General features: G+C 71.6%; 20 protein-coding genes. 6 read left to right on the top strand and 14 right to left on the bottom strand.

The window, feature by feature from the left end; translation table 11 throughout:
- Positions 1-552 precede the first annotated feature (552 nt).
- The 9 genes from ACZOOI_RS44145 to ACZOOI_RS44105 form a co-directional block, all read right to left on the bottom strand.
- Complete coding sequence (locus tag ACZOOI_RS44145; RefSeq protein WP_465282455.1) at positions 553-1,017, bottom strand: hypothetical protein; 465 nt, start codon at positions 1,015-1,017, stop codon at positions 553-555.
- A gap of 241 nt (positions 1,018-1,258) precedes the next feature.
- A complete protein-coding gene (locus ACZOOI_RS44140) occupies positions 1,259-1,777 on the bottom strand; it encodes a hypothetical protein (RefSeq protein ID WP_465282454.1) in 519 nt (172 codons plus the stop codon).
- 353 nt (positions 1,778-2,130) lie between these two features.
- Positions 2,131-2,703, bottom strand: coding sequence for a S26 family signal peptidase (locus ACZOOI_RS44135; protein WP_465282453.1), 573 nt, complete (start codon positions 2,701-2,703; stop codon positions 2,131-2,133).
- Positions 2,700-4,547 (bottom strand): ABC transporter ATP-binding protein, encoded by a 1,848-nt coding sequence (locus ACZOOI_RS44130; protein WP_465282452.1) that lies wholly within the window; start codon positions 4,545-4,547, stop codon positions 2,700-2,702. Before ACZOOI_RS44130 ends, ACZOOI_RS44135 begins: the two co-directional genes overlap by 4 nt.
- Positions 4,544-5,110: a TlpA family protein disulfide reductase gene (locus ACZOOI_RS44125; RefSeq protein ID WP_465282451.1), complete on the bottom strand. Its 567-nt coding sequence runs from the start codon at positions 5,108-5,110 to the stop codon at positions 4,544-4,546. Before ACZOOI_RS44125 ends, ACZOOI_RS44130 begins: the two co-directional genes overlap by 4 nt.
- A 14-nt stretch (positions 5,111-5,124) precedes the next feature.
- Positions 5,125-5,658 carry a MauE/DoxX family redox-associated membrane protein gene (locus tag ACZOOI_RS44120; protein WP_465282450.1) on the bottom strand — a complete coding sequence of 178 codons (534 nt, stop codon included), beginning with the start codon at positions 5,656-5,658 and terminating at the stop codon, positions 5,125-5,127.
- A gap of 65 nt (positions 5,659-5,723) precedes the next feature.
- On the bottom strand, positions 5,724-5,903 hold the full coding sequence (locus tag ACZOOI_RS44115) for a hypothetical protein (protein ID WP_465282449.1): 180 nt from the start codon (positions 5,901-5,903) through the stop codon (positions 5,724-5,726).
- Positions 5,904-5,970: 67 nt separating this feature from the next.
- A complete protein-coding gene (locus ACZOOI_RS44110; protein ID WP_465282448.1) occupies positions 5,971-6,504 on the bottom strand; it encodes a redoxin domain-containing protein in 534 nt (177 codons plus the stop codon).
- 159 nt (positions 6,505-6,663) lie between these two features.
- Positions 6,664-8,049 carry an amidohydrolase gene (locus ACZOOI_RS44105; RefSeq protein WP_465282447.1) on the bottom strand — a complete coding sequence of 462 codons (1,386 nt, stop codon included), beginning with the start codon at positions 8,047-8,049 and terminating at the stop codon, positions 6,664-6,666.
- A 758-nt stretch (positions 8,050-8,807) separates the two neighbouring features.
- Between ACZOOI_RS44105 and ACZOOI_RS44100 the strand changes: the two genes are divergently transcribed.
- Complete coding sequence (locus ACZOOI_RS44100; protein WP_465282446.1) at positions 8,808-9,569, top strand: hypothetical protein; 762 nt, start codon at positions 8,808-8,810, stop codon at positions 9,567-9,569.
- Positions 9,570-9,814: 245 nt separating this feature from the next.
- Here ACZOOI_RS44100 and ACZOOI_RS44095 read toward each other — a convergent pair whose 3' ends face one another.
- From ACZOOI_RS44095 to ACZOOI_RS44085, 3 genes are all read right to left on the bottom strand, one after another.
- Positions 9,815-10,123, bottom strand: coding sequence for a DUF4190 domain-containing protein (locus tag ACZOOI_RS44095; RefSeq protein WP_465282445.1), 309 nt, complete (start codon positions 10,121-10,123; stop codon positions 9,815-9,817).
- An 806-nt stretch (positions 10,124-10,929) separates the two neighbouring features.
- Entirely contained in the window at positions 10,930-12,828 is a 1,899-nt protein-coding gene (locus ACZOOI_RS44090; protein ID WP_465282444.1) for a sensor histidine kinase, read from the bottom strand.
- Entirely contained in the window at positions 12,825-13,502 is a 678-nt protein-coding gene (locus tag ACZOOI_RS44085; protein ID WP_465282443.1) for a response regulator, read from the bottom strand. The genes ACZOOI_RS44090 and ACZOOI_RS44085 overlap by 4 nt, the downstream gene beginning before the upstream one ends.
- A gap of 190 nt (positions 13,503-13,692) precedes the next feature.
- Here ACZOOI_RS44085 and ACZOOI_RS44080 point away from each other — a divergent pair, with 190 nt between their 5' ends.
- From ACZOOI_RS44080 to ACZOOI_RS44065, 4 genes are all read left to right on the top strand, one after another.
- Positions 13,693-14,112 (top strand): hypothetical protein, encoded by a 420-nt coding sequence (locus tag ACZOOI_RS44080; RefSeq protein WP_465282442.1) that lies wholly within the window; start codon positions 13,693-13,695, stop codon positions 14,110-14,112.
- A 34-nt stretch (positions 14,113-14,146) separates the two neighbouring features.
- Positions 14,147-14,374, top strand: a complete 228-nt coding sequence (locus ACZOOI_RS44075) for a hypothetical protein (protein WP_465282441.1) — start codon at positions 14,147-14,149, stop codon at positions 14,372-14,374.
- Positions 14,375-14,693: 319 nt separating this feature from the next.
- Positions 14,694-16,088 carry a DUF6777 domain-containing protein gene (locus tag ACZOOI_RS44070; protein WP_465282440.1) on the top strand — a complete coding sequence of 465 codons (1,395 nt, stop codon included), beginning with the start codon at positions 14,694-14,696 and terminating at the stop codon, positions 16,086-16,088.
- A 165-nt stretch (positions 16,089-16,253) separates the two neighbouring features.
- Complete coding sequence (locus tag ACZOOI_RS44065) at positions 16,254-16,451, top strand: hypothetical protein (RefSeq protein WP_465282439.1); 198 nt, start codon at positions 16,254-16,256, stop codon at positions 16,449-16,451.
- Here the strand turns inward: ACZOOI_RS44065 and ACZOOI_RS44060 are convergent.
- Positions 16,394-17,983, bottom strand: coding sequence for an MFS transporter (locus ACZOOI_RS44060; RefSeq protein ID WP_465282438.1), 1,590 nt, complete (start codon positions 17,981-17,983; stop codon positions 16,394-16,396). The genes ACZOOI_RS44065 and ACZOOI_RS44060 overlap by 58 nt on opposite strands.
- 148 nt (positions 17,984-18,131) lie before the next feature.
- On the opposite strand from ACZOOI_RS44060, the gene ACZOOI_RS44055 reads away from it, so the two are divergent.
- The gene (locus ACZOOI_RS44055; protein ID WP_465282437.1) at positions 18,132-19,004 is read left to right on the top strand and encodes a helix-turn-helix domain-containing protein; all 873 of its coding nucleotides are present in this window, start codon (positions 18,132-18,134) and stop codon (positions 19,002-19,004) included.
- 528 nt (positions 19,005-19,532) lie between these two features.
- On the opposite strand, the gene ACZOOI_RS44050 is transcribed toward ACZOOI_RS44055, so the two are convergent.
- Positions 19,533-20,687: an ROK family protein gene (locus ACZOOI_RS44050; RefSeq protein ID WP_465282436.1), complete on the bottom strand. Its 1,155-nt coding sequence runs from the start codon at positions 20,685-20,687 to the stop codon at positions 19,533-19,535.
- Positions 20,688-20,768: the final 81 nt, after the last annotated feature.

The following is a 20,768-nucleotide window of genomic DNA, read 5'->3' as shown; positions in this document are numbered from 1 at the left end:
CGTGCCGGGGCGCCGTGTATCCGCACGACGGTACGGCGGCGCCCGGACCTCGTCCATGGTGCCGAGCCTCATGCGAGGCTGTCCGGACATGGTCTCGGAGCACACCGGCTGCGACATCGACCGCAGGACGGCGCGGGCCCATCGGCGACGGGCCGGCTCTCGCGTTCGCCGGTACGGTCTGCCGCACCTGATGTCCGAAGCCACGTGCGAGTTCGGCGCCGTAGGCACCGGCTCGCCGAACGGTGCCTCCCCCATCATCGCTGTCAGTGCGTCGGCGAAGGTTTTGTCAGGCTTACGGGCGGGTGTCCCGGATCGGTCGCGGGCCGCCGTCCTCCACCGAGATCGCGCTGTCGAGGGCGCCGTCCCAGTCACGTACGAGGACGCCGGAGTCCACCGGTTGCAGTCGCTGCGTCGGTACCCAAGTTCGCCGGGGATCCGTTCGGGCTGCGTCCGGTGGCTCGGGAGGACGGCGGCGGTCGCCACGAAGGCGGTGGGGTTCTCGTCGCCGACCATTCGCCGTGTGTGCGGTACGCCTCGAAATACTCCCGGGACTCAGGCTCCGTCTGCCTGCCGACTCGGGCGAACGTTGCCGGGGTCATCCGACTCGGGGATGATCTGCGCAAGGGCTTCCTGGAGCCGGCGGACGGCATCCTCCGCCTCGGTGTATTGCTCGGGACTCGCGAGGACGGTGCCGAAGGTGCCGCCGCGGTCGGCGGGCAGGGCGCGCCAGCGCAGGACGGGTTCGAGTGCCTCGATGGCACCGGAGAGGAACCAGGCCATGCGGCCGTGAGTGCGAGCCAGGGTGACCGCCAGGACGGCGAGCGTTTCCCGTAGGTGTTCGAGCCGGTCGATCCGCGGCAACGCCTCCTGGACTTCCGGCGGGCCGACAGCGTCACGCAGGCCGGTCACGGCCTTGAGAGCGAGGTCGCGGTCGCGCGGCGCCAGTTCCCACGTCCGGTCTCGGGTCTGTTGTTCGGCTTCCTCGGCCAGTACCGCGACGATCCTTCGCATGTCCATGCGGCTCACCCTAATGAACGACTCCCACCGACCACGTTGTCTCTTCCTTCGATGTCGAAGGCGAAGGTCAACGACACTGTGCACGCGAGGGTGGCCGCGTCGTTGTGCCGGTATGAGCCCGCCTCCAGCATCCTTCCGCCTCGTCGGCGGGGCGAGCCGCCGCGGGCACGACGATGCGCCGCGCCGCGAGCAACACCCCACTGTCGCAGCCCGTGGTTCCATCGCGGGTCGGCGAGTCGGTTCAGATCAGGTCGATCGTCAGTCGGTCGTCGTCCCTGGTCGGGTGTTCGATCGTGATCGTGCCGGCGGCGGCGATGTAGGCGCCGGTGCCGCCGGTGACCGCGAAGGTGTGTGACCACGGCGTGTAGGTCGCCGCGATTTCGGTGACCGATGGCAGCGGACGCGGGAATCCGGAAGCGGCGGTGATCAGGTCGCCGTTCAGGCTCAGGACGAGGTTCGAGATGACGAAGGCGCCGCCCGTCCCGACGGTCACCGGGACGGTGAACGCGCTTTCCGTGCCCGCCGCCTTCCCGTCCGCGTCGGTCAGGTCGTAGTGCACGAAGTATCCGGCGCCCGGTGTCAGGATGTTCGGGATGTTCGCGCCGGACCGCTTGCCGGTCAGGGTGAACTTCCGGGCCCGGGCCGGCGCGGCGCCCGCAGTGCCCCCGGCACCGACGGCCAGGCCTGTGCCGACCGCGGCGGCCGAGGTCAGGCGCAGTGCGCTCCGGCGGTCGATACTCGTACGGTCGGCACTCGTCATGTGTACCCCTCGTTCGTCGTGGGATCGGCGCGCGTATCCGCGCACCGTGGCGAGGGCTTCCTCCCCCATCGGCGCGACAACCCCTCCACCGCCCACCCGGATTCACCACAATGGGCGAACGTCCCCCGTCCCCGCACAGCGCCCGACCGTCGCAGCGGTCTCACGCGGTCGTGTCCCGCGTTTCAGGCAGTCGTGGGCGCGGGCCGGGTCGAGCAGCCGGTTGGAGGTCTGCGGGGTCGGCGTGGCCTGGGACGACGACGGTTCGTCCGCCCGGGTCGATGCACGCGCGTCGACGTGTCGGTCGGTGAGGTCCATCAGGGCCGGCTGCACACACCGCGCGAGGATGTGCTCGCTCACCCACCCGTGCCGGCCGACGTCGGGTCCGCAACTTCGCCGGCCGCCACGCGGCGCAGCGTGTGAGCAGGGGTCGCCGGCGGCGACGAGTCCCGCGCGGGGCGGCGCGAGGAGGGCGCGCCGGCTGCGGTCCCCAGCCGGAGCAGGACGGTGCCGATCAGCTTGTCCTCGGGGCAGTAGCCCCATTGTTTGGAGTCCACCGAGCCCGGCCTCTCGCCCAGGAGGACGAGCATGCCCGGCGGCACGTGAATGCCGGGGCATCGGCCTGCCCAGTCCGGTACGGGCTCTCCGGCGACAGCGGCGATGCGTTTGATGTACCACGAGACGGGTGTGGCGCCCGCGGGAGGACTCCAGCCGGACTCGGGGTGGGGCGCGACGACGACGGCCAGCCGACCGGTGGCGACCCGGCGTCCGCCGCGAAGCATCAGGACCCGGTCGCCCGGCATGAGGGTCGGCGACATGCTGTAGCCGCGAACGGTCACCGCGACCAACCGCCCACGCGCCGACCACAGGGCTGCGGCGGACAGGAGCACGCCGGCGAGGGCGAGGAGCCTTGGGGTCGCGGCGGTCACCGGACGATCTCCTCGTAGCCTTCGGCCTGCGTGGTGAAGAGCTCGGCATAGACGCCGTCGATGGCCATGAGCTGTTCGTGGGTGCCGCTCTCGTGCACGGTGCCGTCGGCGATGACGACGATGGCGTCCGCGGCGCGGACGGTGTTGAGACGGTGGGAGACCAGGACGCTCGTCGCACCTTGGCGCAGTGCGGTGAGCCGGTCGTGGACGTGGCGTTCGGCGACCGCGTCGAGGCCGGTGCTGGGTTCGTCGAGAATCATCAGGTCGCGTTCGGAACGCATCAGGGCCCGGGCGAGGGCCAGGCGCTGCCACTGGCCGCCGGACAGCTGGACGCCGGTGCCGGAGTCTTCGGTGTCGTCGGGAAAGAACACCCGGCTGAGCATGGTGTCGTAGCCCTGCGGGAGGCGGGCGAGGGCGGTGTGGATGTCCGCGTCGGCGGCGGCGGCGTGGATGCGCTCGTCGTCGTCGAGGGAGCCGAGATCGCCGAGACCGATGTTCTCCTTGGCGGTGAGGTCGTACTCCATCGGGTCCTGGAAGACCACGCTGACCCGCCGGCGCAACCGGTCCGCGGGGATGTCCTTGAGGTCGATGCCGTCCCAGTGGATGGTGCCTCGCTGCGGGTCGTAGAGGCGGCACAGCAGTTTGACGAGGGTGCTCTTGCCGGCCCCGTTGAGACCGACGACGGCCAGGCTGGTGCCGTGCGGGATGGTCAGGGTGACGCCGCGGAGGATCCACGGTCCGTCGTCGGTGTAGCGGAACCAGACATCCCGGATTTCGAGGCCGCGGCTCAGCGGCGGTGGTGTGATCGGGTTCGCGGGTGGGGGGAGGTCGTCGCGGACCCGGGTGACATGCCGGTAGTGGCTGAACAACAGGGCCGTCTGGTGGCTTTGGGCAATGCACCCCACCAGGCCGACCAGCGCCGTCTGCATGCCGGCCAAGGCCGCGACGAGAAGGGACACGTCACCGGCGGTGAGGGCATGGGCGGCGGCTTGGTGCACACCCCAGACGAGTGCGCCGGTGGAGATGCCGGCGCCGAGGACGGCGAGGGCCGTCTCGTAGCCGGCGAGGCGGCGGTCGAGGCGTTCCTCCTGCCGGTTGATGTTGTCGAGGTCGGTACGCATGCGCCGTGCGAAGTAGTCGCCGAGGTCGTAGAGGCGGATCTCTTTCGCCGCTTGCGTGTCGGTGAGGAGTCCCCGGTAGAAGATCTGGCGGCGGGCGAGGTTGCTGGTGCGCCAGAACATGTCCGCGCGATGGCGGCTGTTGGCCAGGTGGGCGAACAGGGCCGGGATAGCCGCGGCGACGAGGATGGCGGCCAACGTGGGACTGACGAGCAGGAGACTGCCCAGGAAGCCCGCCATGGTGAGCACGCCCTGCGCGCCTTGGAGTGCCGCGGCGACGAGCCGGTCGGCTCCTTGCGCGCTTTGGATGGCGAGTTGGACGCGGTTTTGGAAGGTCGGCGTCTCGAGCTTGGACAGGCCGCTGAGTCGGTTGACGGCGGCGAGCAGGTCGCTCTGGGCCTGGGTGGAGGTGGCGCGGCGAATGCGGCCGTCGGCGTAGGAGGAGATGGCCGAGCCGGCGGCGAGGAGGACGGTGAGCAGGCCGATGCCACCTGCGGCCCGGTAGAGGTCCCAGGTGCGGAAGTCGTTCGCGGCGAGGCCGTCGACCACGTACTTGAGCAGCCAGGAGGCGGCCACCGGGGCGGCGCCCGCGACGACCACGGTGGCGATGCGGACGGCGAGCGCCCCGGGGCAGGCTCGGATCGTCAGGGCGAGCACTGCGGCGAGGCCCCGCAGGTACTCGGCCGTGCGGGCGGCGAACGCACGGTACGTGGACGTCCCGGTCATGCGGAGAGGTAGTCGAGGGCGGGCAGCGAGCCCTGGCCGATACCTGTCTCCGTGACGGTTCCGTCGGCGTCGAGGAGGACGAAGCTGGGGTGGTGACGTACACCGAAGGCGCGAGCGACGGGACCGTTCGGGGGTTCGGTGGCGACGAGTTCGGTGAGCGGGCCGACCGCTTCGATCAGCGGATCGGCCTCGGGGGCCTCTCCGCTGATGACGGCGACGAGGCGCGCACCCGACGGAGTGTTCGCCCGCGCCCACCGCTCGATCACGGGGAGGCTGTTCCTGGTCGGCCCGCAGTCGGGACGCAGGAAGCAGATGAGGGCGGGGTGCCCGGCCAGGGCGGACTCGGTGACGTCGCCTCGGGGAGTGTGCAAGGTGAACGCGGGGGTGTGGTCGCCCTCTTGTACGGCGAGGACCGGCGGGGCCGGGGCGTGGGCCGGGGCGTGGGCGGCCGGGGTCGAGGCGGCTATCGTCGCGCGCCAGCCTCTGACGACTGCGAGGGTGAAGAGGGCGTTGACGAGGGCGGCCGCGGCGAGAAGGGCGAGGCCGGCAACGGCGTAGTTCACGTGTGGTCGTCCTTTCAGCGTCGGCCGCTACGGGCGGAGAAGAAGAAGGCGATGTCGTCGGTGAAGACGGCGAGCGTGGTGAGATATGCGGCGCTCCCGACGGCGAGCGCGAGCGCGGGGGCGTCGAGGGGCGTGGTCGTGCCGTGCGCGACGGCGACGGCGCCCCCGAGGACGGCCAACACGGTGAGTGTGGCATTGCGGGCGACATGCCAGGGGCCCATGGGCACGGTCGTCCTGCTGCCGAAGCAGGGGCAGGCTGCGGGGCTGCCGCGGCGCATGGTGGTGACGGCCACGGCGCTGAACGCCGCGCACAGGACCGCGGCGAGGGCCAGGCCCGCGGTCAGCGTCGCGGGCAGCGCCAGGAGCACGGCGGCGGCGAGCTCGGCCGCGGGGACCAGGACGGTGAGAGCGGGCCTGGCTGCGGCCGGCAGAAAGGCGAAGTCGCCCAGCGCCGTGGCGAATCGGGCGCGGTCGCGCAGCTTGGCGAGGCCGGCCACGGCCAGCACGCAGATCAGGGTCAGGCGGCAGATGAGCAGCAGGTCCGACAAGTGTGGCTCCGGGAGAGTGGGCGCGAGGATGCGGGGCGGGCCGCACGCGGCCCGCCCCGCAACTGTCAGCAGTAGTCGAAGCTGCCGCAGCTGACCCCGCACCTGGGCGTGATACAGCAGCGACGGCACCGCTGGCCGTTGGCGGTCCACTCGGTCCAGCAGTCCGTCGGGCAGCCGGCCTCGGCATCCGCCTTGGGCAGAATCCGCTCGATCAGGCGGCCGGCACCGGCCTTGAATGTGCGCATGGTTCTCCTCATGGTGTGTGGATGAACGTGCGTAATCCACGGTGTGACCTCGCGGCCGCACCGGGGTTCAGGACGCCGCGGGCACCGGTTGACGGCCGTCGGCGGAAGGGGCGGCGAGTACGCCGCCTCGGTAGCTGAGGATCGTGGGGAAGCCGGGAACGCGCAGGGCCCGGAACAGCGGTGACGCCTCGGGCTCCGGGACGACCTCGTCCGCCGGCCCGACGAGTTCGGCGATCAGGCCGCTCTCACCGGCTTCGGCACCCATCACCAGCGCCACGACCCGGCCGCCCGCTTCCCGGACCCGGTCGGCCTGTTCGGCGAAGTCGGGGACCTTGTCGATGCAGGACGGACAGTCATGGGAGAAGACCCCCAGCAGCAGCTCCCCCGCACCGACGTCCTCCCGGGTCAGGGTCCGGCCGCTGATCCCGGTGGCGGTGAAGTCCGGCAGCCTGTCGCCCGGTTGCGGACCCTGGGCGGTGAAGTCGGCGCGCCTGCGCACGACTTCGAGCTCCTGCCAACGGCGCAGAATGACGACGAGCAGTGCGAGGTTGAGCAGGACGACGATGCCGACGAGCACTAAACCGGCAATGACATAAGGCAAGTTCGACCCCCTGGCGCAGTTGCACAGGGGCCCAGTGTGCAGTCGGTAGCTGTCGGTGTCTATCCACAATGCGAGACTCTTTTGACATTTCCCACGACCGCACTTATCCGGCAGGCGCGGGCGCGGAGGCACTACGCCGGCCCGCCCCGACGCACCTGCTCAACCATGTCCCCGGGAACACCCCGCATCGGCGGCACCGCCCGCATCGCCCGAACCGCACCGGGTCGCGCCGGTCGTGCTCGTCCACGAGCGCACCACGTCGTCACCGGCGACGCCGGTCGAGCGCCGGCGTCCGGGATCGTCGGGCGATCCGGCGCCCATGCGAGCCAGGTAGGCCGCTCCGACGCCGATGGCCTCTTCCGCGACGTCGAAGCCTCCCTGGTGCAGGTGGGGGAACGAGTCGGTGTCCGTGCCGCGTGGCCGCACCCCCAGCCGGGCGAGGTTACCCGGTACGCCGGGGGTGTCGGGAACCTCCGGCACACCCCGGGTGCCGGACAGATACCACGCGAAGTCCTCGCCGCCGAGGCTCTGTTGCGTCTCGGCGACCGCCTCCGTGCCGAACAAATCGAGGACGGCCGCCCGTGATCTGTCCACCAGGGTGTTGACGACCGGAGGGCGCCGGCTGAGGTCGAAGGTCCACCTCACGCCGTCGCCCGCCCGGGCCGCGCCTTCGAACTGGTCGGCCAAGGCCGCCGGGATCCGCTCCCACGCGGTGGGGTTCATCGTGCGCAGGGAACCGCCCAGGGTCCCCCGGGTCGGGATCACGTTGAGGGCATCTCCGGCCCGCACAAGCGTCCAGGTGAAGACGAGACCGTCCTGCGGGGCGAACCGGCGCACCACGTGCGGGAGGGTGGACATCATTCCCGACATCGCGTGTACCAGGTCCTCGGTCAGGTGCGGACGGGAGCTGTGTCCCCCGCGGCCCTCGGCGGTGAGGAGGAACTCGTCCTGCCCCGAGGTGATCGGCCCGTCCAGCAAGGCGATCCGCCCCACCTCGATGGCCGGGTCGCAGTGCTGGGCGAACATCGCCTCCACGTCGGCGAGTACCCCCGCCGCAATGGCCCGAAGGGCTCCGCCGGGGAGGACCTCCTCACCGGGCTGGAACAGCAGCCGTACCGGTGTCGCCAACTCGCCCGCATCGGCGAGTTCGGCCAGGACCAGACCCGCGCCGAGCAACGCCGCGGTGTGCACGTCGTGCCCGCACGCGTGGCTGACGCCCGGCACGTTCGAGCGGTACGCGACCGACTTCGTGTCCTGCACCGGCAACGCGTCGATATCGCTTCGCAGCGCGACGAATCCTCGATCGCCCGCCGCGCCCCGGCCTCTCGGCACCCGGGGGACGATGTCGCAGACCACCCCGGTGCCTTCGGGGAGAACGCGCGGAGCCAGGCCCGCTTGTCGCAGCCGAGCAACCAGGAGCGAGGTGGTGCGCACCTCCCGGAAGGCCGGTTCCGGATGACGATGCAGCTCGCGCCGGAAGGCGACCAACTCGTCGTCGAGCGCGGCGAGTCGCCCGATGATGCGTCTGCCCAGGAGGGAGGTCATGTTGGATGCACCTCACGTATGGTGGCCGGTTTCCCGGAGGGCCGAAACAGTGGGAGATCGTGGCCCGTGGTCGATGGATCGGTGGATTGCGCCGGGGACGTCGCATCGGCGGAGACGTCCTCGGCGGTGCGGCACGCATCGTCGGGCGTGGACGACCGCCCGACCACGGCACCTGTGGCCGCCGGCGAGGCACCCCCGCACCCCGAACCACCGACCGGGGCCGACGTCGAACCGCTCGTCGGGGCCGTGGCCGCGCTTGGCGTCCGGGCACCAGGAGCAGACCTGCTCCGTGCCCCGGTCGTGCGCAATCGCCCGACGACCCTCGGACGCGATGTCCTCGACGGTGAGGTGGCCGCTGCCGTGGTCGTACGTGGCCCCGGTACTCCCGGTGGGGTCGGAAACCGAGGTCGTCGCCGCACACGCCGGCACGGCGACGACTGCGGTGACCCCGCGACTCGCGAGACCGGCTGCGAGGCGATGGCGAGCCTGCGGAAGACGGCATGCATGTGGAAACCCTTTCCCGGGGTGGTGTTTCGAACCGGTCTTGTGCACCGGCGACATGCGGATGATCTTGGAGGCGCCACGGCCCCCGGACAACACCATCAGGGACCGACGAGGGAATCCCGAGGGGAGCGCACCTCACCGACACGCGCCGACCGACGGGCAGCGTCGCAGACCTGCTTCGGCAGCACACCCGACCCGCGCGCCCTCGGCCGCCCCCGATCCGTGGCGCGGGGGCGGGGCGGCAGACTTGGCGGATGGACGATGACGCGGAGTGCGCGCGGAAGTGGCTTGCGGCCGCAGGAGTCACGGCCGTCGGGGACGGCATGTGGCTGGACGCGGAGACGCCCGGTACGCCGATGACCGGGAACGAGTTGGCCCACCAGTGGACGAGCGTGGCGTTGACGGATCCGGACTTGGACGGGGCGGGTCGGCTACGGGTCGCGTTCGGTTTTCTGGATCTGTTGGACGATTACTGGGTGACCTGCGAGATGGGGTTCGCCCTCGAGGACGGGACCGACCCGGCCCCCGCCGAGGTCTTCTGGGCCGGATACCGCACCCGCCTGGAGGCGGAACGGGAGTACGAGGCGGTCGCCTATTCCCTGTGGGTGGACTGGTTCGAGGACAGGAGCACCGTGGAACACGCCTTCGCCGAGGTCCTGGGCAGCGACCTTCCGCGACTGCACCCCTCGGGCGAACAAGGCGGCGAAAAGCCGTTGTTGCGTCGCGCCCGCCGCGTCCTCGAGTGCTCCGGTCCGGTGCCCTGGCCGGTCAAGTACCCGGCCTACCAAGCCGCCACGGAACGCCCCGAGTTGCACCCGGCGCTGTTCAAGGCCCTTCGAGACAGCTACCTCGACCTCTACGGCAGCCTCGACGTCGACGCCGCCCTCGCTCTCCTGCGGGAACTACGCCTGCCGCCCGACACTCCCGACCTCGCAACTCTGCGTACCGTCATGGAAGGTGGCCACAACAACCACTACCGCTCCCCCAAGGCCTGGTCCGCGGCCACGGCATCCTGACCGCCGCGGTTGTGGTGTCGCCGGAGGCACCTTGCACCTGTCCGCGCTACGGGTCGAGTGCGTCACCCCGAGGGCCCTGGGCTGCGGCCGGCGCTTGCCGTCTACGGGGACAGCCTTGCGGATCAGCGAACCGGCCGGCGACGCGTCGCCGTTTCCCTTCACGCGTGAAATCCACGGCAGGGTCACCCCCATCACAGGTGAGGGGTGTGACCCTGCCGTGGATTTCACGCGGACCGCAGGGCGGATCAGCCGTAGTTGAAGTAGAAGCTGCCGCCGTTGTTCGCCGCCGCAATCAGGAGGATCACGAACAGCAGTACGTCCACGACACCGAGCACGATCGCGGCGATCGACATGCCCCGCCCACCCGCACCGGCATGGCTGCGCCGCAGCCCGACCGCACCGAAGATCACGGCGAGCGGACCCAGGATGATGTTGAACAGGAATACGCCCACGACACCGCACACCAGACCCGCCACCGCGAGACCGTTGGTGCCGGCGCGAGCTCCCGATGTCGCCCGACCAGTGCGCTCGTAGGAACTGCCATAGCCCGCCATGTCGACGCCCTTCCCGTGCTGATCGATTGTCGCGCTTGCCTGACCGGCGCCTGCCCCGACCTGAGCGCTTCACGCCGGGGCGAAGTGAATTTCCGAGCACGCGAACAGCAGCGACCGCGAAGCGAACCCCCGTGCGGGCAAGGCCGCGTCGAGCCGTCCGCTACGCGCCGGGGATGCACGTCCGCTACGCGCCCGTCACCCCACACCACACGACCAACCCGCCCCGTAGGGGCCGAGCAACCCGGCTCGGAGAGACCGGCCCGACCCCGAACCCGTAGGGGAAGCGCAACCGGCCCCGTAGGGGCCGAGCAACCCGGTCGAGCGCACCGGGGTGCATGCCCGCTCCGCGGTCACGGTCGAGCCGTCCGCTACGCGCCCGCGATGCACGTCCGCTACGCGCCCGGGATGCACGTCCGCTACGCGCCCGCGATGCACGTCCGCTACGCGCCCGGGGTGCACGTACCACCGAAGAAGTGTGCCGACGAGCGCCTTGGATGCCTGGAAATGTTGGGCTGTCGAGCCTGCCGAAGGCACGGAACACAGACCATCCGAACCAATAGCTCGATGCCTTCGGGAGCGTCCGCACCCATGCGCGCCGACTGCGAAAGCCTACGCGGCACCGGCAACATCGGCCTGTTCGGCGAATTCCGTCTTGTTTGAGTGCAGTCGGGTTCGCCCGCCGGGATCACCCACGATCTGCTGCCCGACCTGACCGGCAACCCGGCCGACCGGGGGCTCGGTCCGCGGGGTGAGGGGCGTGGGGACGACCCTGCCCAGCTCGAGGCTCACGAGCGTCGACAGGGGGGTTACGGCGGGTACGTGCGCGGTAGAGCGGGGACGGTTACGGGGAACACGGCTGTCACCGTGGTGCCCGCCTGCGTCGTGTGGATGGTGAGAGTGCCGCCGATGCGTTCGGCGCGTTCGTGCATCGACTGGATGCCCACGCCATGCGTCCACGGCTCGGTTGCGCGGCCGCTGTCGGCGATCGTCACGCGCAGCGAGTCGCTGTCGGGGAGGTCGAGGGTGAGGGTCGCGGTGGTGACGGCGGCGTGCCTCGCGATGTTGGTGACGGCTTCCACCGCGACCCGGTAGGCGGCGACTTCGACGGCGGCGGGCAGTGGCGGAAGTTCCGGTGGGGCGTCGATGGTCACCATGAGGGCACGCCCGTCGGCGGCGTGCAGCGGTGCGATGCGCTGCCGGATGGCGTCGACGAGGCCGAGTTCGTCGAGGGCGCGGGGGCGCAGCCCGTACACGATGCGGCGGATCTCGGCGATCGCGTCGCCGACGTCGGTGCGCAGTCCGCGCAGCGTCTCGACGGCGCGCTGCGGGTCTGTGGTCATCAGGTTGACCGCGGCGTCGGCGGTGTACGCGATACCGGTGAGCGTGGGACCGAGGCCGTCGTGCAGATCCCGGCGCATGCGGCGGCGCTCCTCTTCCAGCGCGGTAACCACCAGGCCGCGGGAGACCCGCAGTTGCTCGCTGAGCCGGGCGGCGTGCAGTGCCTGCGCGAGCGGCGTGGCGACCAGGTCGACAACGGCCGCGGCGCCGCGCGGCAGCCTGAGGTGCCCGGGCGGCAGCCCGACCACGAGATCGCCGACCTCGTCGCCGCCCGCGCGCAGCCGGGTGACCGTGGCGTGCCGGGTGTCGACGGTGCCGGCTGTGGCGATCGTCTCGCCGTCCTGGCGCAGCGCGATGCCCGGCACTCCGAGCGTGGTGCGCAGCGTGTGCAGCCACAGGGGCGGCGGCGCGCCCGCGGTGAGGTCTGTGCCGAGGCGGGTGAGCGTTTCCACGGCGTCGGCGGACCGGCCGAACAACATCTCGTCCATGCTCGCCTCGACCCTGAGCCGCACCGGCTGGTAACCGGCGGCTATGGCGGCTGCGAGCAGTGCGGGGACGCCCTTGGTTGGACGGGAGCCGGCCGCCATCTCCCATACCGCCGCGATGCCTTCGTACACGGCGGCGCTCAGCGAGAGCATGACGAGCAGCACGGCCGCGCTGCGGATCACCGCGCGCACGTCGACGGCCTGCGGAGCGACCAGCGCGATGGTGAGCGTGAACGGGAGGAGCAGGGCCAGCAGGCCCGAGCTCGCCATGTCCGTCCGGTGCCCGATGGTCACCGAGTTCTGTGCGGCGAAGTACAGCATGCCGCCGAGCGTCGACGCGGCCGCGCCGAGGACGGGCCACAGCACACGGCGCCGATCGTCCTGCGAGCCGACCTCGAACAGCACCCACAGGCCGGCGCTCACCGCGACCGTGGACGCGAGCCCGGCCGTGACGCGCTCGGACTGCCCGCCCCATACCGCGGCCGCCGTGCATCCGGCGCCGGCGACGACGGCGCAGGTGTCCGCCACGCGCGGCAGCAGTGTGGCCGGCCGTGCCTCGACGACCCGCAGGAGCGCCAGCGGCAGCGGCACGGTCGGCCCCAGGACACCGAGCGCCACAGCGGCCCGGGGGCTTCCCGCGGCGACGGCGAGCGGAGCCGCCAGCAGCGCGGCGGAGGCGGCGGCAAGGCACCACGCCGCCGGTGCGCTGCCGCGATACGCGACCGTGCCGGCCGACAGCGCGAGACCCGTGCCGACGACGAGAGCCCAGATCACCCATTCGTCGGCTACGGCCGGCGTCGCGAAGCCCAGTGACGCGGCCGCCGCACCGGCCAGCAGCGCGAGGCCCGCGCACAACACCGCCGCGCCGGGGCCTCGGATCACGGGCGGGAGCCGGACGTGCCCAGGCCGTGTTCCCGGGCGAGGATCATCGCTTCGGCCCGACTGCTCACCCCCAGCTTGGTGAAGACGGCGGACAGATGGTTGGCGACGGTCTTGGCGGCGAGCGCGAGGTCGGCTGCCACCCGGGTGTTGCTGTCACCACGCGCCACCCGGTCGAGGACTTCGCGCTCGCGAGCCGTCAACTCCGGGAAGGGGACGGCCGGTCGCGGCGCGGGATCGAGATGCCCCAGCAGCCGCGCGGCGACACCCGGCCCCATGACGACCTGACCGGCCGCCACCGCCCGGATGGTGGCCAGGATCTCCTCCTGCTCGGCGCCCTTGAGGACGTAGCCGCGTGCGCCGGCCCGCATCGCCGACAGCACCGTCTCGTCGTCCTCGAACATCGTCACGACCAGCACCGCCGCATCGGGCACGAGGGCGGCGAGCCGCCGGGTGGCCGAGATGCCGTCCATCGTCGGCATCTGAATGTCCATCACCACTACGTCCGGGTGGGTCAATTGGGCCTCGCGCAACGCTTCGTCGCCGCTCGCCGCCTCGGCCACGACGACGACGCCGTCGAGCGAGGCGAGCAGGGCGCACATGCCGCGTCGTACCACGGGGTGGTCGTCGGCGATGAGAACCCGAATGGGGCGGGCGGCGGACGTCGCGAAAGCCATGCCCCGATGATGGCCGACGCAGGCCGCCGCCGCGAGGGCCCGGGATTCCCGCGCGCCCGGGAAAGTCTCCCGGGATTCCGGGAACGTTCGCCGATGCGTCCCGAAGGGTGCGACCCCGATGCTGAGTCCACGAGGTCGCCGCACGGGTCGACCGCCGGGCATCGGACAACCATCGGACGGGGTGCGGGACATGACGAAGACACAGGCACCGGCGCGGGAGCCGTTCACCGGAAGAAACAAGGTGGGGCTCGTGCTCGCCGCGGTCCTGGGCGCTTTCGACACCACGAGCTTCTTCGGCAGCCCGGGCGGCGACTCGGACAGCCCCGGCCCGCCCCTGGGCGTGGTGATCGCCGGCGGAGTGCTCGGCGTGATCACCCTGGTCGCGGTCGTCTACGCGTGGCGCACCGCGAACCGGACCGGCTCTCGGATCGTCGCCGGGTCCCGGCTCCTGTCGGCGATCACGGCGCTGCCGGCGTTCTTCGTCAACGGCGTGCCGGCCGGGGCCGTGGTCGTGGTCGCGGTGATCGTCATCCTCACCGCCGTGGCGACCGCCCTCGTCCTGTCCCGGCCCGCGCCGGACGCGGCCGTGCCGGAATCCGCAGCTCCGTGACGCCCGGCGTACCGGGCCGTCAAGGAGAGCGGCAATGAGCGGGGGCGGGTACTTCACGTGGGACGGCTACTACCGCGGCCCCGACGCGCGCATCAGCTTTCCGATCACGATCGGCCCGATCATCCACGGAGCGACGTACCCGGGCATGGTGCGGGAGGTCGTGCACCGGATCCACACGAACCTTCCGGACCGGTCGCCCGCGATGCCGGAGGGACCCGGCCACCAGCCGTGGCCCACCGACTCCCCCGGGCCGCCACGGTAACGAGGGCACCGACACGGGGATGGGGGACGGGGCGCCCGACCGGGATCCGGTCGTCCCGGCGTGGCGGAGACTCTGGGGTCTCCGCCACGCGGCATGGCCACCGCAGCCGAACAGGTACGCGCAACCACTCTGGGGGAGTTGTGTGATGTCCGTCTTCATGTCTTCCGGCATATCCACGCACGCAGGCTCACAGAACAGGAACCGGTACCGGTGGCTTCGGGCCGCCTCACGGCAAGGTGAACGGGCCCACGCCAAAAGCGCGTTCGCGGCATGGATCGCGGCGGTTCTGGCATTGGTCCTGGCCGTCTCCGGCTGCGCCGTGGCCGCCAGGGAAGGCGCGAAGAGGCTCGTTCCGGTCGTCGCCGAAGCCCTGTTGACAGCCGGCGTCGACGCGTTCATGCACAAGGGCTTCGGTCAGGACCGTACCGATGTCACCCCGATCGGCTCGGGTGGCTCCCATAAGGGGAGCGAAGTCGGCCTCTACGGCGGCTCGTTGAAGAAGGACGTGTGTGACGGGAAGCAGCTGACCGCATTCCTGACCGACCCGGCGAACGCGGCGCAGGCCGCCGAATGGGCACGTGTCCTGGACATCTCGGTCAAAGACATCCCGAGATTCGTCCGGTCCCTGACCCCGGTCACGTTGCGGTTCGACACCCTCGTCAAGAATCATCGCTTCACCAAGGGCAAGGCGGTGCCGTACGAGGCGCTGCTGCCGGCCGGGATGGCCGTGCTCGCCGGGGAGTCCGGCGTACCGGCCGTCAAGTGCAACTGCGGCAACCCGCTGGGCACCACGAAGACGAAGGTCGACGAGATCGACGTCGACATCAAGGACCCGAAGTGGAAGGGCCGTTACCGCCCGGACAAGGTCCGCAAGATCACACCGGACGAGGACAAGGTCTCCAGCTTCAAGCTGACCAACCTGGATGGCGTCGACAACTCCGGCATCGAACGGCCCACGGGCAGCACCGGCGAGAAGGACCAGACGGGCACGAAGATCTCGCCCGAGCCCGACCTGACGCTCTCGGTGATCGAGATCGCGCCGGGCGGCACCTACAGGGCGACGGCGTCGAACTTCCGGCCGGGCGAGACCGTGAGCTTCGGCTCCAAGGACAAGGACGCCGACCCGGACGCCGTCGCCACCGCTGACAAGAGCGGCACCGCCACCGCCACGATCACGACCGACGCCGACACCAAGACCGGCGAGAAGACCGTTCACGCACGCGGCATGAAGAGCGGCTTGACGGCCACGGCGGCACTGGACGTGGTCAAGCCGGAGGGCGGCGAGCCGTCCGCGACCGCGACCGCGACCGCGACCGCGACCGCGACCGCGACCGATGGCACCCCGCGACTCGGCCTGACTCCGACGTCGATTGGCCGGGGCGGCACCAGTACCGCAAAGGCAACCGGATTCGAGCCCGGGGAGACGGTGCGGTTCAGCCGCACCGGTGACGCGCCCGCCCGGCTGGGCGAGGCCGAAGCCGACGGCTCGGGCACCGCGACCCTCAGGATCACGATCGACCGGGGGCCCGGCACATACCCCCTCCAGGCCGAGGGTCTCACCAGCGGGACCACAGCCAAGGCCACGCTCACCGTCAGAACGGGCTCGTCGGCGAGCGCCCCGCCGACCTCCTCCGCCAAGGTCACCCTGCGCCCATCGACGGTATCCCTCGGCAGGCGACTTCGAGATCGTCCTGTCCGGGTTCAAGGCGGATGAGGGCATCGAACCCACCCGCACCGGAGCATCGGAGCGATCGCGACGACCACAGCCGAGCCGGGTGCGCGCCGCGCACGGGACGGGCGAGCCGCGGAAGAGGGACACTGGAGACATAGCGGAACCGCACCCGGCGGGGCCGGGTGCGGTGGGCCGCGGGAGGTTTTCATGCCTGACACCGAGGTGCGTGGCGAGCACCGGCTTCACGACGATCACCACGGAATGCACTCGCCCCAGCGCGTGGTGGTGCGGGGAAGCGACATGCGCCTGTCCGACGAAGACGCCACATCGGAGCAGACCGCCCACGCCTACGAGACGTCGCAGGCCGAGGGTGATCGCGCAGAGGACGAGGACGAAGACGACTGACCGATCGGAACGACAGGCCCGGCGGCCGGATCGGCAGGAGGTCGCACGGCCTTCGGGAGAGCCAACGCGGCCGGGAGACCGATGAGGGCGCCCACCGCGACCACCGCCACGGCCGTCCGGATCCCGCCCACCGAGACCAGCACCGCCAGGCCGGCCCCGGAGCCGAACTGGAGTGCGGTGGACGCCAGTCCGGAGGCGGCGCCCTGCTCGGCGTCCGTGACGCCCGACGCCGCGGCGACCCATATCGTGGTGAACACGATGCCGGTGCCCAGCCCGAACGCGACGATGCCGGGCAGCAGGCCGGCGTACGACGAGTCGTCCGTCATCCCGGCCGCCAGCACCGCGGCCCCCAGTGCGGCGACCGCGAACCCCACCATCAGAGTCCGACGCACGCCCAGGCGCCCCGCGAGGCGCTCACCCGCGAGATTGCCCACCGTGATCGACAACGTGGGACCCAGGAACGCGACCCCCGTGCGCAGCGCCGAAAAGCCCATCTCGTCCTGGAACCACAACGTCAGGAAAAACGGCACGGCCTGCAGAGTCAGTCCGAACACCAGGATCACCCCGGTCGCCGCCGTGAGGCTGCGGTGCGTGAGCAGACGCAGCGGCAGCAGCGGATCGGCCGTCCGCGACTCCACCGCGACGAATCCCGCGAGCAGCAACAGTGCCACTCCCGCCGCGCCCGCCACCTTGGGATCCGTCCAGCCCCACTCCGGGCCCTGCGCAATCGCGAATACCAGCAGAGTGAGCCCGATCGTGCCGGTCAGCGCGCCCGGGAAGTCGAAGCCGGGCCGGACCGCACCCACGCCGACGCGCCCGTCGGGCTCCTTGCGTCCGTCCTGTCCCTCATACCCCTCGTACTCCTCGCACCCGTCGCACCCGTCGTGCTCGCTGTGTCCGTTCTGTCCCTCACACCCCTTGCGCCCGCCGCGCCACGCCGCGTCGGCGGGCAGCAACGCGAACGCGGCCGACGCGGCGACCACGACCAGCGGCACATTGACGTAGAACACCGCCTGCCAGCCGAACGCACTTGTCAGTACGCCGCCGAGCAGTGCCCCCAGGCTCAGCCCGGCCGCTCCCGAGACAGCCCACACGGTCAGCGCCCGGGTCCGGGAACGCCCTTCCGCGAACAGCGTGTTCACCAGCGACAGCGTCGCGGGGAACAGGACCGCGCCGCCCACGCCCTGCACGGCCCGCGCGCCGATCAGCGCGCCCGGCACGGTGGCGACGCCGCCCAGGAGGGAGCCGGCACCGTACAGCGCCATGCCGAGCACGAACATGCGGCGTCTGCCGAGCAGGTCCGAGAGGCGGCCGCCGAGCAGCAGGAGTCCGCCGTACACGACGGCGTACGAGCTGACGACCCATTGCAGCCCGCGGTCCGAGAAGCCGACGTCGGCGGCGATCTCGGGCAGCGCGATGTACACGATCGTGAAGTCGAGCGCGGTGATCAGGCCCGCGAGGGCGAGGAGGGCGAGTGTCCAGGCGGGGCGTGCGACGTTGGCGGGGCGTACCAGGTGGGCAGGCGACGGCATGAGGCCGACCTCCGGAAAGGGCCTCGGGAGTGAGGCGGGCGGCTGGGTCGCTTCCCAGCCTGGGCGGGCCGCCGCACGCTACCCAGGTCCCGGCTGTGCCTACGCACCGCGTGATCACCCTCGCGCCGTCCCCGGTTATGGTCGCGGTGTGGACGCACGTATCGAACTGAGCGAGTTTCTCAAGTCCCGCCGCGCCCGCCTGAGTCCGGAGGACGTCGGACTGCGGGCGTACGGCGGCCGCCGCCGCGTCGCGGGCCTGCGCCGCGAGGAACTGGCGGGTCTCGCCGGCGTCAGCGTCGCGCACTACACGCGGCTCGAACAGGGCCGGGCCGACAGCGTCTCGGCGGAGATTCTGGCCGCGATCGGGAGGGCGTTGCGTCTGGACGAGGACGAGCGGACGTACCTGAACCAACTCGCCAGGCCCGACGCGCGCACGTGTCCCGAGACCGCCGTCCCGCCGCGTCCTGGCCTGCGGCACCTGGTGGCGTCCTTCGACACGATCCCGGCGATCCTGGTCGGGCGGCACACCGAGGTCGTGGCGTGGAACCCCGTCGCGACTGCGCTCTTCGGCGACTTCGCGACGATGCCCGAGGGCGAACGCAGCATCTCCGACCTGATCTTCCGCCGGCCGGACATGCGCGACCTGCACGGCGACGGCTGGGAACGCACGGCGGTCGAACACGTCGCGCACCTGCGGGTGTTGTCCGCCTGCTACCGGGGCGACCGGCGCCTCGCCGCACACATCGAGCGGCTGCGCGTGGCCAGTCCCGAATTCGCACGGATGTGGTCGTCCCATCCCGTCGCGCGCACGGGCCACCGCTTCTACCGGCTGCACCACCCCGTCGTCGGCGACCTCGAGCTGTACGGCGAACTCGTGACTTTGCCCGGCGACCTCGAATACAGCGGTCTCGACCTGTTCGCCGCCGAGCCGGGCTCCCCGTCCGAGCACGCACTACGCCGCCTGGCCGACCTGGGCCGCAACCGGGACACGGCCTCGCCCTCGGCCGCGGGATCACGCTAGCGATACTCCCAGCGGCCTCGGCCGCCACCGTCTACCGGGCCTGCGTTCTCACGGTCGGGCGTCCAGAGCGGCAGGTAGTACGGCAGCCACTTGCGCAGGTCGAGTGTCGTTCCGTCGAACTCCTCCTGAAGGCCGGCGTGTAGCCGGTCTTCGGGGTGGGTTCGCGGGGAAGTCCGCGACGACGGCGGACGGCGCGCCGGAGGTGGTGCCGAACACGGTCAAGCCGACGACGAGCAGGGCTGCGGCGGGCAGGTGGAAGCGGCGCTGTCTCAATCCGGCTCCTCAGGGGCGCGGGCGGAAACGGAGCGCACATACTTACGAAAGAAAGTTACCTACGCAAGGGTTGCGCCTGCGGGGAAGGCATACCTGCTGCCGTCCGACCCGGGCGGACCGCCCTCCCGCGACGCATCGGGGCCGTATCCGCCCGGGAGGCGCGCGGGAGTCGGGCCGGGAACCGAGTGCCCCCGCAGGACCGGTCGTACCCGCCTGTGCCGGGACGGTCGTGCAGCCGACCCGGCCGCCCTCTCGTCAGCGATCGGCCGCGGCGACCCCCTCCGCGGGAGCAGGCAGCCCGTCGCGCAGAAGATCGCGTGCCGCCTCCACGCCGCCGACCACGACGGCCTCCTCGGTCAGGGCGCTCAAAACCACCGGCGGTACGTCGTAGCAGATGTCCGCGAGGTGCTCGCGCACGTCGTCGACAACCGCCGCTCCGGCGCCCGGCAAGGTCCCGCCGAGCACGATGAGGCGGGGATCCATCGCGAGCACCATCGCACCGACACCTGCGGCCAACGCCCGGGCGTACGCGGCGACCGCGGCTCGCGCGGCGGGATCGCCGTGTCGGGCGCGGGTCAGGACCAGGGCGGTCTGCTGCGCCCCGCCGTCGTCGCGCTCCCCCGCCGCGGCCAGCAGCCGAGCGGGGGCGTCGTTCCAGCCCAGGCCCGGGTGCCGGCCGATCTCGCCGGCCGCGCCGGTGCGGCCGGTGAACGGCCTACCGTCCACGAGTACGCCCACGCCCAGGCGGCGCCCGATCTGCACGTAGAGCACGTCCGCGGTGCCCTGCGCCGCGCCGACGCGGTGCTCGGCCAGCGCTGCGAGGTTGGTGTCCTTCATCGCCGTGACCCGGCAGCCGAGCCGCGCGCCGAGGTTTTCGGCCAGGCGCACCCCGCTCCACCGCGGGATGGCGACGCTCAGTCGCACCGCTCCCGCGGCGTCGATGATGCCGGGGGTCCCGGCGCCGACCGCCCACAGGGGCGCCGGGTCGTCGGCGAGCAGCTCGCGCACCAACTCCGCGGCCGCCGCGATGCGCGCCTGGGGTGCGGAGTCGGCGGGCAGCGGAAGGGTCTCCGACGCGAGATGGCGGCCACCGAGGTCGGTCAGGCGTGCGGACACCGTGGCCGCGTCGATGTGGACGCCGGCCAGGCGGCCCGCGTCCAGGTCGAAGGCATAGCGCTGGGCGGGACGGCCGCCGGTGGGCACGGACTCCCAACCGTCGGAGCGCACGGTGCCCGACTCCAGCAGCGCGGCCACGATGCCCCGCGCCGTCGGCCGGGAGAGCCCGGTCACCCGGGCGATCGCGTTGATCGCGAGCGGGCCGCCCTCGTAGAGCAGTCGCAGTACGCGACTTGTGTTGAGCCGGCGCAGCGCGCTCTGGTCGCCGCCGGGCAGGGCATCGGTGTCCTTCATGAATTTCTCGTGCGTCCCCTCTTGACGTGGTGTGGCCAGGGTCCCATTCTCTAGCGAAAGAAAGTTTCTTTTCAAACCCGT

This window comes from Embleya sp. L77 (genome assembly GCF_055557415.1).
Note: the sequence above shows the minus strand (reverse complement) of the source record. Positions and strands in the feature narration are given on the sequence as shown.